The 16986-nt window shown below is 61.2% G+C and carries 15 protein-coding genes and 1 pseudogene; 12 read left to right on the top strand and 4 right to left on the bottom strand.

The genetic code is table 11. The features are described from left to right. Positions 1-53 precede the first annotated feature (53 nt). The gene (locus KVG87_RS25015) at positions 54-1541 is read right to left on the bottom strand and encodes a helicase HerA-like domain-containing protein (protein WP_041480025.1); all 1488 of its coding nucleotides are present in this window, start codon (positions 1539-1541) and stop codon (positions 54-56) included. Positions 1542-1727: 186 nt separating this feature from the next. Between KVG87_RS25015 and KVG87_RS26370 the strand changes: the two are divergent. The 5 genes and pseudogenes from KVG87_RS26370 to gpgF all read left to right on the top strand — a co-directional run. Then, positions 1728-2759 (top strand): annotated as a pseudogene (locus tag KVG87_RS26370) (HAMP domain-containing protein); the annotation flags it as partial. A 93-nt stretch (positions 2760-2852) separates the two neighbouring features. Continuing rightward, positions 2853-3617 carry a methyl-accepting chemotaxis protein gene (locus KVG87_RS26375; RefSeq protein WP_425375757.1) on the top strand — a complete coding sequence of 255 codons (765 nt, stop codon included), beginning with the start codon at positions 2853-2855 and terminating at the stop codon, positions 3615-3617. A 195-nt stretch (positions 3618-3812) separates the two neighbouring features. After that, entirely contained in the window at positions 3813-4925 is a 1113-nt protein-coding gene (gene gpgS, locus KVG87_RS25025) for an N-acetylglucosaminyl phosphatidylglycerol synthase (protein ID WP_496198651.1), read from the top strand. Beyond that, positions 4918-5688, top strand: coding sequence for an N-acetylglucosaminyl phosphatidylglycerol deacetylase (gene gpgD / locus KVG87_RS25030; RefSeq protein ID WP_217853063.1), 771 nt, complete (start codon positions 4918-4920; stop codon positions 5686-5688). The genes gpgS and gpgD overlap by 8 nt, the downstream gene beginning before the upstream one ends. Continuing rightward, the gene (gpgF, locus tag KVG87_RS25035; RefSeq protein ID WP_217853065.1) at positions 5685-6683 is read left to right on the top strand and encodes a glucosaminyl phosphatidylglycerol flippase; all 999 of its coding nucleotides are present in this window, start codon (positions 5685-5687) and stop codon (positions 6681-6683) included. Before gpgD ends, gpgF begins: the two co-directional genes overlap by 4 nt. Here gpgF and KVG87_RS25040 read toward each other — a convergent pair. Then, a complete protein-coding gene (locus tag KVG87_RS25040) occupies positions 6667-6843 on the bottom strand; it encodes a hypothetical protein (RefSeq protein ID WP_016773478.1) in 177 nt (58 codons plus the stop codon). The genes gpgF and KVG87_RS25040 overlap by 17 nt on opposite strands. Before the next feature lie 81 nt (positions 6844-6924). Next, positions 6925-7773 (bottom strand): formyltetrahydrofolate deformylase, encoded by an 849-nt coding sequence (gene purU / locus KVG87_RS25045; RefSeq protein ID WP_041479808.1) that lies wholly within the window; start codon positions 7771-7773, stop codon positions 6925-6927. Positions 7774-8110: 337 nt separating this feature from the next. On the opposite strand from purU, the gene mvaT reads away from it, so the two are divergent. Further along, on the top strand, positions 8111-8488 hold the full coding sequence (mvaT, locus tag KVG87_RS25050; protein WP_016773476.1) for a histone-like nucleoid-structuring protein MvaT: 378 nt from the start codon (positions 8111-8113) through the stop codon (positions 8486-8488). 98 nt (positions 8489-8586) lie between these two features. Here mvaT and sbcB read toward each other — a convergent pair whose 3' ends face one another. Continuing rightward, on the bottom strand, positions 8587-10017 hold the full coding sequence (sbcB, locus tag KVG87_RS25055) for an exodeoxyribonuclease I (RefSeq protein WP_217853067.1): 1431 nt from the start codon (positions 10015-10017) through the stop codon (positions 8587-8589). Positions 10018-10284: 267 nt separating this feature from the next. Between sbcB and KVG87_RS25060 the strand changes: the two genes are divergently transcribed. Genes KVG87_RS25060 through KVG87_RS25085 form a run of 6 tightly spaced genes read left to right on the top strand, consistent with a single transcriptional unit; the run spans position 10285 to position 16983 of the window. Further along, a complete protein-coding gene (locus KVG87_RS25060) occupies positions 10285-11001 on the top strand; it encodes an RDD family protein (protein ID WP_217853069.1) in 717 nt (238 codons plus the stop codon). Continuing rightward, complete coding sequence (locus KVG87_RS25065; protein ID WP_217853071.1) at positions 10998-11975, top strand: stage II sporulation protein M; 978 nt, start codon at positions 10998-11000, stop codon at positions 11973-11975. Before KVG87_RS25060 ends, KVG87_RS25065 begins: the two co-directional genes overlap by 4 nt. Beyond that, positions 11962-13500, top strand: coding sequence for a DUF4129 domain-containing protein (locus KVG87_RS25070; protein ID WP_217853073.1), 1539 nt, complete (start codon positions 11962-11964; stop codon positions 13498-13500). Before KVG87_RS25065 ends, KVG87_RS25070 begins: the two co-directional genes overlap by 14 nt. Then, positions 13497-14660, top strand: a complete 1164-nt coding sequence (locus tag KVG87_RS25075; protein ID WP_217853075.1) for a DUF4350 domain-containing protein — start codon at positions 13497-13499, stop codon at positions 14658-14660. Before KVG87_RS25070 ends, KVG87_RS25075 begins: the two co-directional genes overlap by 4 nt. Then, positions 14657-15658 (top strand): AAA family ATPase, encoded by a 1002-nt coding sequence (locus tag KVG87_RS25080; RefSeq protein WP_076563963.1) that lies wholly within the window; start codon positions 14657-14659, stop codon positions 15656-15658. The genes KVG87_RS25075 and KVG87_RS25080 overlap by 4 nt, the downstream gene beginning before the upstream one ends. Next, complete coding sequence (locus tag KVG87_RS25085) at positions 15655-16983, top strand: DUF58 domain-containing protein (RefSeq protein WP_217853076.1); 1329 nt, start codon at positions 15655-15657, stop codon at positions 16981-16983. Before KVG87_RS25080 ends, KVG87_RS25085 begins: the two co-directional genes overlap by 4 nt. Positions 16984-16986: the final 3 nt, after the last annotated feature.

Genomic DNA, 16986 nt, shown 5'->3' on the forward strand with positions numbered 1-16986 from the left:
CGCTTTCGCGAGCAGGCTCGCTCCCACAGTTTTGATCTTCGATTCGCCTGAGATCAGCGGCGCTTGCTGCCACCCAATAAAGAGCCCATCAACCCCCGCACCAACTGCTTGCCGAGATTATTGGCCGCCTGGCGCATTGCCGACTTCAACGCCTGCCCTGCCGCCGTGCCGAGGAATTCTCCCGCACGGTCAGCCAGGCTCGGCTCTTCGGCCGCCGCTTTGCCCGCTGGTGTTTCAGCCTCGGGCGCCAGCCCTTTGCGTCCCATCAGGATTTCATAGGCCGACTCGCGGTCGATCGGCTTGTCATAACGGCCCTTGAACGGCGAGCCGGCGATAAGCACGGTGCGCTCGGTTTCAGTCAGCGGGCCGATCCGCGATTGCGGCGGTGCCACCAGCACGCGCTGGACCATTTCCGGCGTGCCCTTCTCGGTCAGCGTGCCGACCAGCGCCTCACCAATACCTAACTCAGTCAGCACCGACAGACTGTCGAACGCCGGATTCGGCCGAAAGCCATCCGCAACCGCACGCAGGGATTTCTGCTCTTTGGCGGTGAACGCACGCAGGCCGTGTTGAATGCGCAAGCCCAACTGCGCCAGCACGTCATCCGGCAGATCCGCCGGCGACTGGGTGACGAAATACACGCCAACACCCTTGGAACGAATCAAACGCACCACTTGCTCCAGGCGTTCCTGCAAAGCCTTGGGCGTGTCGCCGAACAGCAAGTGCGCCTCGTCGAAAAACAGCGCCAGCAGCGGCTTGTCGGCGTCGCCGCGCTCGGGCAGTTGCTCGAACAACTCGGCCAGCAGCCACAGCAGGAACGTTGCGTAAACCTTCGGCGCCTCGTGCACCAGCCGACTGGCATCGAGCAGATGGATACGTCCACGGCCATCGGCGCCCGGTTGCAGAATGTCTTCGAGTTGCAGCGCCGGCTCGCCGAACAGGGCTTCGGCGCCCTGCTGTTCCAGCGTCGCCAAGCGGCGCAGCAGCGCCTGGCTGGAGCCGGTGGTCATCAGCGCGGCATCTTCGCCGAGCAACTGTGGATTGTCCTTGAGGTGATTGAGCAGCGCTTTCAGATCCTTGAGATCCAGCAGCAACAGCCCTTCGCGATCCGCCACCTTGAAGGCCGCGTACAGCGCCGACTGCTGACTGTCGGTCAGCTCGAGCAGGCTGCCGATCAGTAGCGGACCCATTTCGCTCAACGTGGTGCGCAGCGGATGTCCGGATTCACCGTGGATGTCCCACAGCGTGACGGGATAAGCCTGCGGCGTGTGACCGAGCCAGGGCATGCCGGCGATGCGCTCGGCCACTTTGCCCTGCGGGTTGCCAGCGGCGCCGAGCCCGCAGAGGTCGCCCTTGATGTCGGCGGCGAACACCGCGACACCGGCGTCGCTGAACGCTTCGGCCAGACGCTGCAATGTCACGGTTTTACCGGTGCCGGTGGCGCCGGCGATCAGGCCGTGGCGGTTGGCCAGGCGCATGGCCTGAGCGATGGGTTGCGCGGCCGGATCAGCGCCGATAACGAGTTGCGAAGAGTCAGGCATTTTCTCACCCAATGGTTAATCTTTGATGACACATGGCCGATACATAAATTGGATAGACCCATCAGAAAATCGGGTCGGACATTTCCCTAAGGAGAGCCGGAAATATCAGTTTTTCAACCTTGCCCATAGTGCGCGTCTCTATCAAAGCACGCCCAGGACATTAAGACCTTAGCGGAACCCCAAGCCATGAACAAAAACCTGCGCTTCAGCCATAAGATTTTGCTTGCCGCCGCTCTCATCGTCATTGCCGCTTTTGCCTCGTTCACGTTGTACAACGACTGGCTGCAGCGCAATGCGATCCGCGATGATCTGAACAACTACCTCAATGAAATGGGCGAGGTCACCGCCGGCAACATCCAGACCTGGCTCAGCGGGCGCATTCTGCTGATCGAGAACGCCGCGCAGAACATCGCCATCAACCCGGAACCTGCCACGGTCGCCAGCCTGCTGGAACAGAAAAGCCTGACCTCGACGTTCATGGCCACCTACCTGGGCGATGCCACCGGGCATTTCACCATCCGCCCGGACGTGAAGATGCCGGACGGTTTCGATCCGCGTGTGCGCCCTTGGTATAAAGGTGCCGAAAGCAGCAGCACCTCGACCCTGACCGAACCCTACATCGATGCGGCCACCGGCCAGTTGATCATCTCCATCGCCACCGCTTCGAAAAAGGCCGGGCAGAGCGTAGGCGTGGTCGGCGGCGACCTCAGCCTGCAATCGCTGATCGACACCCTCGCCGCGCGGGATTTCGACGGCATGGGCTATGCGTTTCTGATCAGCGCCGACGGCAAGATCCTCGTCCACCCGGACAAGGCCCTGGTGATGAAGTCGCTCAAAGAAGCCTACCCACAAGACACGCCGCGCATCAGCAGCGATTTCAGCGAAGTGACAGTTGATGGCAAAACCCGCATCGTCACCTTCGCTCCGATCAAAGGCCTGCCGTCGGTGAACTGGTACATCGGTCTGTCGATCGATAAAGACCAGGCCTACGCGATGCTCAGCGAATTCCGCACCTCAGCGGTAATCGCAACCATCATTGCCGTGGTAATCATCATTGCCCTGCTCGGCATGCTCATCCGCCTGCTGATCCAGCCGCTGCACGTGATGACCCGCGCCATGGAAGACATCGCCGACGGCGAAGGCGACCTGACCAAACGGCTGAACATCGTCAATAACGATGAATTCGGCATCCTCGGCACCGCATTCAACCGCTTCGTCGAGCGTATTCACGGTTCGATCCGCGAAGTGTCCTCGGCCACCGGCCAGGTCAACGAAGTCGCGCTGCGCGTGGTCGCTGCGTCGAATTCGTCGATGTACAACTCCGACCAGCAAGCCTCGCGCACCAGCAGCGTTGCTGCCGCGATCAATCAGCTCGGCGCCGCCGCCCAGGAAATCGCCCGCAACGCCGCGCAAGCATCGAATCAGGCCAGCGACGCCCGGGGTCTGGCCGAAGATGGCCAGCAAGTGGTGGAGCGCAGCATCAAAGCGATGAACCAGCTGTCGAGCATGCTCAGCGCGTCCAGCACCAACATCGAGTCGCTGAACAGCAAGACCGTCAACATCGGCCAGATTCTCGAAGTGATCACCAGCATTTCCCAGCAGACCAACCTGTTGGCGCTGAACGCGGCGATCGAAGCGGCGCGCGCTGGTGAGGCCGGTCGTGGTTTTGCCGTGGTGGCCGACGAAGTGCGCAACCTCGCGCACCGCACTCAGGAATCGGCCCAACAGGTGCAGACCATGATCGAGGAGCTGCAAGTCGGCGCTCGAGAATCGGTTAGCACCATGAGCGACAGCCAGCGCCACAGCCAAGACAGCGTCGAGATCGCCAACCTCGCCGGCGAACGCCTGAACAGCGTCACCCTGCGCATTGGCGAGATCGACGGGATGAACCAGTCGGTGGCGACCGCGACCGAGGAACAAACCGCTGTGGTCGAGTCGATCAACGTCGATATCACCGAGATCAACACGCTGAACCAGGAAGGCGTGGAGAACCTGCAAGCGACCTTGCGCGCGTGCTCGGATCTGGAGCAGCAGGCTTCGCGTCTCAAGCAGTTGGTTGGCAGCTTCAGGATTTAAGCTGCGACGACTGGCCGCTTCGCGAGCAGGCTCGCTCCCACAGGGAAAATGCATTCCATTGTGGGAGCGAGCCTGCTCGCGAATATCTACCTTTCAACAAAACCCGAGTGACACCCCACCGCGCAATCCCGACCGAACATCTATTCTGGATAAAGGTCAATCAAGGGAGAACGACACAGCGGAGGGTTGCTCACCGTGCATATCGCCGACATCACCATGTTCTACGCCCCGGCCAGCGGAGGCGTGCGGACTTATCTGGATGCCAAACACCGTCGCCTTGGCGAGCGCAACGCCATTCGCCACAGCCTGCTGATCCCCGGCGCGCGACTGGGTGAACATGACGGCATTTACACGGTTCCGGCGCCCGCCCTGCCCTTTGGCAAAGGCTATCGCTTCCCGCTGCGGCTGGCGCCATGGCGAAACGTCCTGCAGGATTTGCAGCCGGATCTGATCGAAGTCGGCGATCCTTACCTCACCGCATGGGCGGCGCTGGATGCGCGGCGGCAGCTGGACGTTCCGGTGATCGGCTTTTATCACTCGGATCTGCCGCTGCTGGCGGGCAATCGCATGGGCCATTGGGTCACGCCGAATGTCGAAGCTTATGTCACGCGTCTCTACGGCAATTTCGACCGCGTTCTCGCGCCGAGCCAGGTTATGGCCGACAAGCTCATCGGGCTTGGCGTGCGCAATGTCCATGTGCAACCGCTGGGCGTGGATCTGCACACCTTCCATCCCGACGCCCGCGACCCCGGCCTGCGGGCCGAGCTGGGCATTGCCGAAGACACCCGCCTGCTGATCTTTGCCGGGCGCGGTTCCAAGGAGAAAAACCTGCCGATGCTGCTCAAGTGCATGCAACGCCTCGGTCCGCGTTATCACTTGTTGTTGGTCGGCTCGTCGATGCCTGCGGCGGTGCCGGACAACGTCAGCGTTATCGACGAATTCTGCCCGGCGCCGAAAGTCGCGCGGCTGATGGCCAGCGCCGATGCGCTGCTGCATGCCGGCGACCAGGAAACCTTCGGCCTGGTCATCCTTGAGGCCATGGCCTGCGGCATTCCCGTGGTGGCGGTGGCGGCCGGGGCGTTTGAAGAGATCGTCAACGATTCCTGCGGCCTGCTCTGTGCACCGAATAATCCGCAGGCCATGGCCAATGCCGTGCGCGAGCTGTTCAGTCGCGGCTGCGCCCGCCTCGGTCAACAGGCGCGCCAGCACGTCGAACGGCATTACGCCTGGGACACCGTGGTCGACAGTCTGCTCAGCCACTATCACGCGGTGCTCGGCCATACGCTGCCACGGGTGGCCAATGGTTGAAGAAATGAAAGCTGTTTGCCTGGTATTGCATGATGTCGCGCCCTCGACCTGGGCGGATTACCAGCCCTTCGTCGAGGCCGTCGATGCCTTGGGTGATGTGCCGATGACGTGGCTGGTGGTGCCGGATTTCCATCGCCACGATGCGCTTGACGCCAACCCGACGTTTCGCCGAGTGCTCGATGCCAGGGTCGCCCGAGGCGATGAACTGGCGCTGCACGGCTACTACCACGACGATCAGGAACCCATGCCAAACACCCCGCGCGACTGGTTCATGCGCCGGGTCTACACCCATGAAGGCGAGTTTTACCGCCTGTCCCGCGAAGCAGCCCTTGCCCGCCTGCACGCAGGTCTGGACATGTTTCAGCGCTGCGACTGGCCGGTGCAGGGTTTCGTCGCCCCGGCCTGGCTGATGAGCGACGGCACGCGCCAGGCCTTGCGTGAATTGCCGCTCAGCTACACCAGCGATCCGCAGCATCTTTATCGCTTGCCCGATTTCAGCGCCATCGATGCACCGGGGCTGGTGTGGAGTGCGCGCAGTGCCTGGCGGCGCGGCGTGTCGAAAATCCTCAGCGACCAGCGTGAACAGCGCTGGCGCGAGGCATCGGTGATTCGTCTGGGGCTGCATCCGGTGGACATGCGTCACCGCTTTTCTCGCGATTACTGGTTGCACACGCTGCAACGCCTGCTAGAGGAGGGGCGCGTGCCGCTGACCAAGATCGACTGGCTGGCCCGACAGCGCGGTCAGCTGGAACGCGCAGCATGAAGCGCAGCCTGTTGTTGCTGATCGGCCTGCTCGCGGCGGTGCTGATTCCGGTACTGCTCGGCGGCGGCGAGACCTGGTCGCGCCTGCGCAGTTTTCCGCTGCACTGGCTGTTGATCATGTTCGGCATGATTCTGCTCTGCTGGGGCATCAATACGCTGCGCTTGCGTTTGTTGCTCGGCGACCAGCGAGAAAAAGTCGCGCCCTTGAAAAGCCTCGGCGTGGTGATGGCGGCCGAGTTTGCGTACTGCGCCACGCCCGGCGGCAGCGGCGGGCCGCTGACGATCATGGCTCTGCTCGCCCGTTGCGGCGTGCGTCCGGCGCGAGGCAGCGCAGTGTTTGCCATGGATCAGCTCAGCGATCTGCTGTTCTTTCTCTGCGCCCTCAGCGGGATTCTGATCTATGCGCTATTCCAGCACCTCAGCGATCGCCTCGAGTGGCTGCTGACCGTCAGCGCCGTTTCGCTGTTTGGGGGGTTGTTCAGTTGCGTGTTGATCGCCCGTTATCACCGAGCGTTGATTCGCCTGAGCGGGCGGCTGTTGGCGGGGATGAACATCACGACAAGTACTCGCCGTCGCTGGGCGCGCAAGTTGCTGCACTTTCTCGCGGCATTTACCGATACCTTGAAACTGCCTTGGCAAACGCTGGTTAAGGTTTTTGCTCTGACCTGCGTGCACTGGCTGCTGCGCTACAGCGTGCTGTATCTGGCCCTGCGCGGGCTCGGCGCGGATTTGCAGTGGGCGTGGAGCTTTCTGGTGCAGATGCTCTCGCTTGGCGCCGGCCAGTTCAGCCTGTTACCTGGCGGCGCAGGGGCGGCAGAGCTGACCTCGGCTGCGCTGCTCGCGCCGATGGTGGGCAAATCCACCGCAGCGGCGGCGATCCTGATCTGGCGCGTGGTGACGTATTACTTCTATCTGCTGGTTGGCGGCCCGGTGTTCGTGTTGATGCTGGGCAAGCCGTTGCTGAAGAAGTTGATGAACGTCAGGCAGGCTTCTTAGGTTCGTCCTGCTCTTGCTGGAGCTGCTCCCAAAGCTCGGCGGCACCGGGGAATTCGGTGCCGTCGTCCGGGCTCATGTCATCCGGATCGTAGCGGCTGAGGCAACCTTCACCAAGAGTGGCGGGGGCTTTGGAAGTGGCTTTGTCCAGCGGATCGCTCATGACTTTTCCTCGGGCTCAAATGACAAGGGCCTGAGCGATTCAACGCCCAGGCCCCTGGTTTTTCAAGCGTGGCGTGCTCGATCAGAACACGACTGTCTTGTTGCCATGCACCAGCACGCGGTCTTCCAGGTGATAACGCAGACCACGGGCCAGCACCATCTTCTCGACGTCACGACCGAAGCGCACCATGTCTTCGATGCTGTCGCTGTGGCTGACACGCACCACGTCCTGCTCGATGATCGGGCCGGCGTCCAGCTCTTCAGTAACATAGTGGCAGGTCGCGCCGATCAGTTTCACACCACGCAGGGACGCCTGGTGATACGGCTTGGCGCCGACGAACGATGGCAGGAAGCTGTGGTGAATGTTGATGACTTTGTGCGCGTATTCGCGGCACATGTCCGGCGGCAGGATCTGCATGTAGCGCGCCAGCACCACCACTTCGGCGTCGTGCTGTTTGACCAGCCGCGATACTTCGTCGAATGCCGGCTGCTTGTCCTGCGGGTTGACCGGCACGTGGTAGTAAGGGATGCCGTGCCACTCGACCATACTGCGCAGGTCGTCGTGGTTGGAAATCACGCAGGCGATTTCGCAATCCAGTTCATCGCTGTGCCAGCGGTGCAGCAGGTCGGCCAGGCAGTGGGATTCGCGGCTGGCCATCAGCACCACGCGTTTTTTCTGCTCGGTGTCGGTGATGCGCCAGTCCATCGAGAACTCTTCGGCGATCGGCGCGAACTTCTCGCGCAATTCTTCAATACCGAACGGCAGGGAATCGGCACGGATTTCGTGACGCATGAAGAACCAGCCCACTTGATTGTCAGAGTGGTGGCTCGCTTCGGTGATCCAGCCATTATGAGAGGCCAGAAAATTACTGACTTTGGCAACGATGCCAACGCGGTCCGGGCAAGAGATCACCAGCCGAAAAGTGCGCATGAGGGGGAAACTCCAGAACTTCACAAAGGCCGCCATTCTAGCGACTGCGCAGGAAAACTGCAGTACGCATACGCGCCGGGTGGGACAAAGCATGGTCAAACGGCTTTCTGACGCAGGTCTTACGTCAAGACCGTGACGCTTTAGCGGGGCTTTTGTCAGACAACTGTAAATATCTGTGCTGACTGCATCACATTATTTAACGGAACATTCAAAGCGCGGCTAATTCCTGTAACTCATTTAAATAAAAAGCCGATCTAAATGTTTACTTGATGAAACAGCCTGACTATTATTGCGGCACTGTCCCCTGTCATTCAGCATTCTACGAAAGGTAGTACTCATGTCCTTGATCAACGAATATCGCGCCACCGAAGAAGCCATCAAAGAGCTGCAAGCCCGTCTGAAGAACCTGTCCGAAGACGACAAACTGCAAGCCGAACTGGAATTCGAAGGCAAACTGCGCACGCTGATGGGTGAATACTCCAAGTCCCTGCGTGACATCATCGCGCTGCTGGATCCAGAAGCAAAATCCAAGGCTCCACGTGGCGGCGCAGTAAAAACTACCGGCACCAAGCGTGCACGCAAAGTTAAGCAATACAAAAACCCGCACAATGGTGAAGTCATCGAAACCAAAGGTGGCAACCACAAGACTCTGAAAGAGTGGAAAGCCAAGTGGGGCGGCGACGTGGTTGAAGGCTGGGCGACCCTGCTGGGCTAAGCCGCAACGCCTTCGCAGAGCGATCCGCGAACAAAAGAACGCCAGCTAACGCTGGCGTTTTTTTATGCCCGTAATTTATTGTCCGGGCATGTTCGATTTCACAGATTCAAACGTTTGCGTAATGCCTGGACATAATTCTGCCAGTCATTGAGCACCTCTCGCTGCATCGGTGACGCACTAAGCGACCATTGCTCTGCCGCCTCGATAAATGACTGCACGGTATTCGGCGCACCCGCCTCGGGTTGCGTCAGGCGTTGCTGACAAAATAATTTCCAGCGCTCTTGCTCGGCTACGTCGAGGGTGTCCGGAAAGTTGCGTGCTCGATATCGAAAAAGTAATTCAGGCAAACGTTCATCATCGAAAGGCCACTGTTCTTGCGCCAACTGCGCAGGATCCGCCGTTCGAACTTGTTCGCATAAACGACGATCACGATCACCGATAAATCCATCGTACAACTGCTGCTCGGGATCTTCGCTGGGAGTGAAATCTTCGCTGGCATAAATCGCCGCGACTTTATCTTTCCAGACTTGTTGTGCGTCAGTTAGTCGCACTGCCCGCTCCTGATAAAGCGCCATGTCCAGCCCAAGGCGCTGCTGGTCTTGTGCGCGCAATACCGCCAGCGGCGCTACAACCGGGCAGCGATTGATATGAATCAGCTTGAGCGGCACCGGCGGTTCACCTTCGGCCAACTCATCGCGACGGGTATAAAGACGCTGACGCAAGGCTTGCGCATCGAGGTCCAGCAACCCCTGCGGATCAAGATGCAGATCACAGACGATCAGGGCGTTGCGATTCTTCGGGTGCCAGGCCAGCGGCAGCACCACGCCGACATAACTGCGTGCCGCCGAGAATCGCCCGGACACATGCACCAGTGGCTGCAACAGGCGGATCTGATCCATCACCTTCTGTTTGCTGCGCAATTGGAACAGCCACTCGTAGAGCTTGGGTTGTTTCTCGCGAATCAGCCGTGCCAGTGCGATGGTGGCGCGCACATCCGACAGCGCCTCGTGGGCATGGCCGTGATCGATATTGTTAGCCGCCGTGAGGCGTTCGAGCTTGAGGGTCACGCGGCCTTCATCATCGGTCGGCCAGACCAGACCATCCGGGCGCAATGCGTAAGCGGCGCGCACCACATCAATCAGATCCCAGCGACTGTTGCCGCCCTGCCATTCACGGGCATAGGGGTCGAAGAAATTGCGATACAGGCTGTAGCGGGTCATCTCATCGTCGAAACGCAAGGTGTTGTAACCGGCGCCACAGGTGCCCGCTGCGGCCAGTTGCGCATGCACGCGGGTCATGAAATCGGCTTCGCTCAGGCCTTTTTCAGCGAGCTGGCCGGGGGTGATGCCGGTGATCGCGCACGCCGCCGGGTGCGGCAGGATGTCCTCGCTGGGTTGGCAATAGAGGTTGACCGGCTCGTCGATCTCGTTGAGCGCATGGTCGGTGCGAATCCCGGCCACCTGCAGCGGTCGGTCGTTGCGCGGATTGATGCCAGTGGTTTCGTAGTCGTACCAGAAGATTGAAGTCACGGGCGAATCCTGAACAGAAGATCGGCGAAGTCTAGGCGTTTCAGGGTTGCCACGGCCAGCCTGGTCGCCCTCGAACAGCAATTTCTCCAGATTCCTACAACTGGAATGCATTGCCCTTGTGGGAGCGAGCCTGCTCGCGAAGGCTTTCCGTCAGTTGCACATAGGCTGACTGATCCACCACATTCGCGAGCAGGCTCGCTCCCACACCCGAGAGGCTGCTAGCATCAGGCGCACTTGCATCCCGAACAGGCGAACATCAGGTAGCCCATGCTCGAGCCCACAGCACCGCGAAGGAAAGCACCGCTGGATACGCGCCATCAGGTCGAAACGCCGGAAGGCATCGACCTGCCGTTGCGTCCCGCCGGGTTGATGGTGCGCGCCGTGGCGTTTGCCATCGATCTGGGCATTCGCGGCTTGATCCTCGGTGTGCTGTTTATCGCACTGGCGTTTCTCGGCAAGCTCGGCATGGGCCTCGGTTCCTTGCTGCTGTTTGCCATCAGTTGGTGGTACATGGTGTTGTTCGAGGTGCTGCGTCAGGGCCGCTCGCCGGGTAAGCAATGGCTGGGTTTGCGCGTGGTGCACGATGACGGCACGCCGATCGGCTGGTCGGCCTCGCTATTGCGCAACCTGCTGCGCTTTGTCGATCTACTGCCCTTCGGCTATTTCCTCGGTGCGCTCAGTTGCCTGCAACACCCAACCTTCAAACGCCTCGGCGACATTGCCGCCGGCACGTTGGTGGTTTACAGCGAACGCCCGCTGAGCCGCCCGCAACTGCCTGACGCTGAACCTCGCCGCAGCCCCGTTCCACTGACCTTGAGCGAACAACGCGCGGTACTTGGTTTCGCCGAGCGTCAGGCCGAACTCTCTCCCGCACGGGTCAACGAGCTGGCGGCATTGCTGGCGCAGCCGTTGCACATCTCTGCGCCCAAAGCGGTGTCTGAAATCAACGGCATCGCGCACGGTTTGTTGGGGCCGACCCCATGAAGCAGAGCCTGTTCGAAAGTCACCACAAGGCCGAATGGGAGCGCTTCGCCGTGGCGCTCGAACGCCTCGAACAAGGCAAGGAGACAGCGCAAGTCAGCGATTTTCCCAAGGCCTATCGGCGTCTCTGCCAACATCTGGCTCTGGCCCAGGCGCGCGGCTACAGCAGTTTTCTGATCGATTCATTGCAACAGCAAGTACTGCGCGGCCATCAACAGCTCTATCGGCATCGCAGTCGGCTCGGGGCGCAAATCATCAGCTTTATCCTCGCCGACTTCCCGCGACTGGTGCGCGAACAATGGCGCTTCGTTGCGGCCGCCAGCCTGTTGTTTTTCGGCAGCCTGATCGGTTTCGGCGTGCTGGTTTATCTGTTCCCGGAACTGATCTACAACCTGATCCCGGCCGAACAGGTGCGCGAGATGCAAGGCATGTACGACCCCGTTGCCGGCCACCTCGGACGCTCGGCGGAACGGGCGGCCAGCGAAGACTGGGTAATGTTCGGCTATTACGTGATGCACAACACGGGCATCGCCTTTCAGACATTCGCCAGCGGTTTGCTGATGGGTGTGGGCAGCGGTTTTTTCCTGCTTTACAACGGCATGATCATCGGCGCGGTGGCCGGGCATCTCAGCGAGATCGGTTTCGGCCAGACCTTCTGGTCGTTCGTGATCGGTCACGGCGCGTTCGAACTGAGCGCCATCGCCCTCGCCGGAGCGGCGGGCCTGAAGCTGGGCTGGGCACTGATCGCCCCCGGGCGTCTGACATGGGGCGAGGCGCTGCGTCTGGCCGCACGCAAAAGCGTGTTGCTGGTGTGTGGGGCCATGCTGTTCCTGTTGATCGCAGCCTTTATCGAGGCTTATTGGTCGTCGAAAACCAGTGTCACGCCGCTGACCAAATACGCCGTCGGCGCCGCGCTGTGGCTGACCGTCGCGGTGTATCTGCTATTTGCCGGAAGGATTCGTCATGCGCCTGAGTGACGCCAGCGTAGTGATCCGCCCGCGCACGACCTGGGAAGCCATGGACCTGGGCGTGTTGATGAGCCAGCAGCATCGGCGGTTGTTGATGACCAGTTGGGCGATCGTCACCCTGCCGCTGTTCGCCCTGCTCAGCCTGTTGCTGTGGGATTCGCCATCGCTGGCGGTGTTCATTTTCTGGTGGCTGAAACCGGCCTACGAACGCCTGCCGCTGTACATCCTCTCCAAAGCGCTGTTCGGTGAAACCCCGACGCTCAAGCAAGCCTTGCGCGAGTGGCCGCGCCTGCTCAAGCCGCAACTGCTGGCCAGTCTGACCTGGCGACGGCTGAGTCTGAGTCGCAGCTTTGTGCTGCCAGTGACGCAACTCGAAGGGCTCGACGGCGAGGCCAGACAACAACGTCTGCAGGTGCTGCTGCAACGCAACGGCGGCGCCGCGCAATGGTTGACGATTATCGGCGTGCATCTGGAAACCGCACTGTGGATCGGCTTGATGCTGCTGTTCTACATGCTCTTGCCGCAGCAGATCGAAACCGACTGGGACTGGCAATCGCTGCTGCTTGCCGCCGATCAGGACTGGCGTTGGCTGGAACACCTGACCAACGTTTTTTATGCGCTGATCCTGGTGGCCTGGGGACCGGTTTATGTCGCCTGCGGCTTCAGCCTGTACCTGAACCGTCGCACGCAACTGGAAGCCTGGGACATCGAGCTGGTTTTCCGCCGTTTGCGCCAGCGTTTGAACAGCAGCGTGCTAGGTGTGTTGCTGGCGGCGTGTCTGCTGCTGCCGAACCTGCAACCGGTATGGGCCAGCGATGCGCCGGATGCTCCTAGGTTGCTCAATCAGCCGCTGACCAGTCAGGCCGCACGCGACAGCATCCAGTCGCTGCTCGAACAACCGCCGTTCAAGAACAAGGAAAGCGTCACCCGCTATCGCTTCGCAGACGACCCGGCAAGCCCGGCCAAGGACGCGCAACCGGGTGAGGCTCCGCAGTGGCTGAAAACCCTTCTCGGTTGGCTCGACGGTCGACACCTTGATGCCTTGGCGAACGTGATTGAGGTGCTGTTGTGGGGCGCGCTGATTGCCGCGCTGGGCTGGCTGGTCTGGCGTTATCGCGAATTTCTCCGGGCCTTCGTCAGTCGTCGCCCGAACCTGCCCTCGCGCAGCAAACCACCGGCGCCGCCACACGTCTTCGGGCTGGATCTGAACCGTGAAACCCTTCCCGATGACATCGCCGCCAGTGCCGAACAATTGTGGCTGAGCGAACCTCGCGCCGCGCTGGGCCTGCTCTATCGCGGCCTGCTCAGTCATCTGTTGCATGATTTCGACCTGACGCTGAAAGCCGCCGACACCGAGAGCCAGATCCTCAACCGCATCGAGCAATTGCAACGCCCGGACCTGCTCGCCTACAGCCGCAACCTCACTGTTCACTGGCAGAACATGGCCTACGGGCACCGACTTCCGGCCGCGCACCTGCAAGCCGAGCTGTGTAACGGCTGGCGTGAATTGTTCAGCAAAGGATCCGGGCATTGAACCGGCGCATCGGTTGGACTTTGGCTGCGCTGGCGCTTCTGCTGCTTGGCGGCTTGAGCCTGTTCCTCTACCTCAAGGCCCGGCCCTATCAGGAAACCGTCGATCACGGCCCCTCGCCTGCCGCGCAAGCCAATCCTTATCTGGCGGCAGAAATGTTCCTGCGCGAGCGCGCCCTCGCGGTCAATCACGCCGAGACGCTGGCGGTGCTGCCGCAGATCGATCCGCATAGCCACACTTTGCTTTTGTTTGGCGAGCGCGCACGGATGACGCCGCGTGAAGTCGATCAGGTGTTGAACTGGACTCGCGCCGGAGGACGTCTGGTGTTCGTCGCCGAATCGTTGTGGGATGCGCAAACCGGGCAAAGCAATGATCTGCTGCTCGATAAGGTGCAACTGCACCAATCGCTGAGCAAGGACTTGAAAGATCCTCCAGTGGACGTGGAAAAGGACCGCTTCCCGAAACTGACCAAACTGTACCTGGAAGACGAAGACGCGCCGGCCTACGCCGGTTTCGACACCGACTTTCACCTCGACGACCCGAACAATGTCGCGCAAGCCTGGGCCAACAGCGCCAAAGCCACGCACATGATGCAACGGGTGTACGGCCTCGGCACGATCACCGTGGTCACCGATGCCGAGCTGTGGAAAACCCCGGCTATCGGCAAATATGACAACGCCTGGCTGCTCTGGTATCTGAGCGCCGACACCGACGTCACACTGGTTTACAACACTGCACACGATGGTCTGTGGACGTTGCTCTGGCGCTACTTCCCGCAGGCCATCGTCGCCCTGCTCGCCTTGATCGGCCTGTGTTTGTGGCAGGCCGGCGTGCGTCACGGCCCGGTGCAAATGCCGGCGCCAGCGGGTCGCCGCCAACTGCTGGAGCATCTGCGTGCCAGTGCCGATTTCCTGCTGCGCCACAACGGCCAGCAGGCGCTGCTGCAAGCCTTGCAACAAGACATACTGCGCCGCGCGCGCCGCCGCCATCCCGGTTTCGATCAATTGAATGTGGCCGAACAATGGCTGGCGTTATCGCGCCTGACCCGGCAACCCACCCGCGCCATCAGCCAGGCCCTGAGCCCACGTCCGAAGCAGCGTTTGTCCAGCGCCGAATTCAGCCGTCAGGTCGCTCATCTGCAAACCTTGAGGAACGCGTTATGACTGAACAGATCGAGCCCGGCACCGCGACGCACGCCGCCCAGCAGCGCCAGCGCGCCAGCCAGTTGGCGCAGGCGGTGCGCAACGAATTGAACAAGGCGCTGATCGGCCAGGATGCGGTGGTCGACGCTGTCCTGACCGCGCTGATTGCCGGCGGCCATGTGCTGCTCGAAGGCGTGCCCGGCCTGGGCAAGACCTTGCTGGTGAGGGCCTTGGCACGTTGCTTCGGCGGCGAGTTCGCGCGCATCCAGTTCACCCCGGATCTGATGCCCAGCGACGTTACCGGTCACGCCGTGTATGACTTGCAGACCGAGCAGTTCAAGCTGCGCAAAGGCCCGCTGTTCACCAACCTGCTGCTGGCCGACGAGATCAACCGCGCCCCGGCAAAAACCCAGGCGGCATTGCTCGAAGCCATGCAGGAACGTCAGGTGACGCTCGAAGGCCGCGCGCTGCCGATTGCGCAACCGTTCATGGTGTTGGCAACGCAGAATCCGATCGAACAGGAAGGCACCTATCCACTGCCGGAAGCCGAGCTTGACCGTTTCATGCTCAAGGTGCGCATGGATTACCCCGACGCCGATCAGGAGCTGAACATGGTCCGTCAGGTCTGTCGTTCGACCCGCGCCGACATGCTCGATGTGCAACCGCTGCGCACGGTGTTGCAGGCCAAGGATGTCCAGGCCCTGCAACGTATCGCCAGCGACTTGCCGCTGGACGATCAGGTCCTCGATTACGCCGTGCGCCTGGCGCGCAGCACGCGCACCTGGCCGGGGCTGACCCTCGGCGCCGGGCCACGCGCCTCGATTGCATTGGTTCGCTGTGCCCGTGCCCGGGCGTTGTTGCGCGGCGGCGAGTTTGTAATCCCGGATGACATCAAAGGCTGCGCGCTGGCGGTGTTGCGCCATCGCGTGCGCATCGCGCCGGAGCTGGATATCGAAGGCCTGCAGGTCGATCAGGTGCTCACGCAATTGCTCGATCAAGTGCCGGCGCCGCGCCTGTGAAACCGTCTCGGCTGCTGCTGATCTGGCTGGCCCTGCTGGTAGTTATCAGTATCGTGCTCGGCGCCTTGCAGGCGTTGCAGATCGACCTCCCGTCCAGCCTGATTTCGATCAACTGGGGATTGCTCCTGGCGCTGCTGGCCTTGGCGGTGATCGACGCTGTGCGCCTCAGACGCCTGCCCTCGCCGCGCATCAAGCGACAGATGCCCGGCAGCCTGGCATTGGGGCGCTGGGCGGAGGTGAAGCTGGAGGTGGCCCATGAATTTGCCGAGCCACTGGCCATTGGACTCTTCGACCACGTTCCCGACGGCCTGGCGTTTGAACATCTGCCGATGCTTGTCGAGCTTCAACACGGCCATGTCAGCCAGATCAGCTACCGTCTGCGCCCTCTCGAACGCGGGCATTTCAGCTTCGAACAGTGCGAAGTCAACCTGCCCAGCCCTTTGGGATTATGGTCCGGCAAACGCCTGCTCAGCGTCCGCGACGAGACCCGTGTCTACCCGGACTTCGCCCGGCTTTACGGCGGTGAGTTGCGCGCCGTCGACAACTGGCTCAGCCAGCTCGGCATACGTCAGCGACAACGTCGCGGGCAGGGTCAGGAATTCCATCAGTTGCGCGAATTTCGCGAGGGCGACAGCCTGCGCCAGATCGACTGGAAAGCCACCGCCCGCCAGCGCACACCGATTGCCCGCGAGTATGAAGATGAACGCGATCAACAGATCATCTTCCTGCTCGATTGCGGCCGGCAGATGCGCAGTCACGATGGCGAGCTGTCGCACTTCGATCACGCGCTCAATGCCTGCCTGCTGCTCAGTTATGTGGCTTTGCGTCAAGGTGATGCGGTGGGCATGAGTACCTTTGCCGGTGATAAGCCGCGCCATGTCGCGCCGGTCAAAGGCAGCGGCCAACTGAATGTCTTGCTCAACGCTGTTTATGACCTCGGGAGCACGCAGCGCCCCGCCGATTATCAGGCTGCCGCCAACCAGCTATTGGCTCGCCAGAAGCGCCGGGCGCTGGTAGTGCTGGTAACCAATTTGCGCGATGAAGACGAGCAACTGCTGGCCGCAGTCAAACGCCTGAGCGCACAACATCGGGTGCTGGTGGCGAGCCTGCGTGAACAGGCGTTGGATACATTGCGCCAGACCACGGTGCAAACGTTGCCCGAGGCACTCGCCTACTGCGGCACCATCGATTTTCTCAATGCCCGCTCGCAACTTCATGAGCGGCTGACTGCTCATGGCGTTGCAGTGATGGATGTTCGGCCCGCCGAGCTGGGGGCCGGACTGGTGACAAGTTACATGAGCTGGAAAAAGACCGCTGCGATCTGACAG

It is taken from the genome of Pseudomonas siliginis (genome assembly GCF_019145195.1).
GTDB lineage: Bacteria > Pseudomonadota > Gammaproteobacteria > Pseudomonadales > Pseudomonadaceae > Aquipseudomonas > Aquipseudomonas siliginis.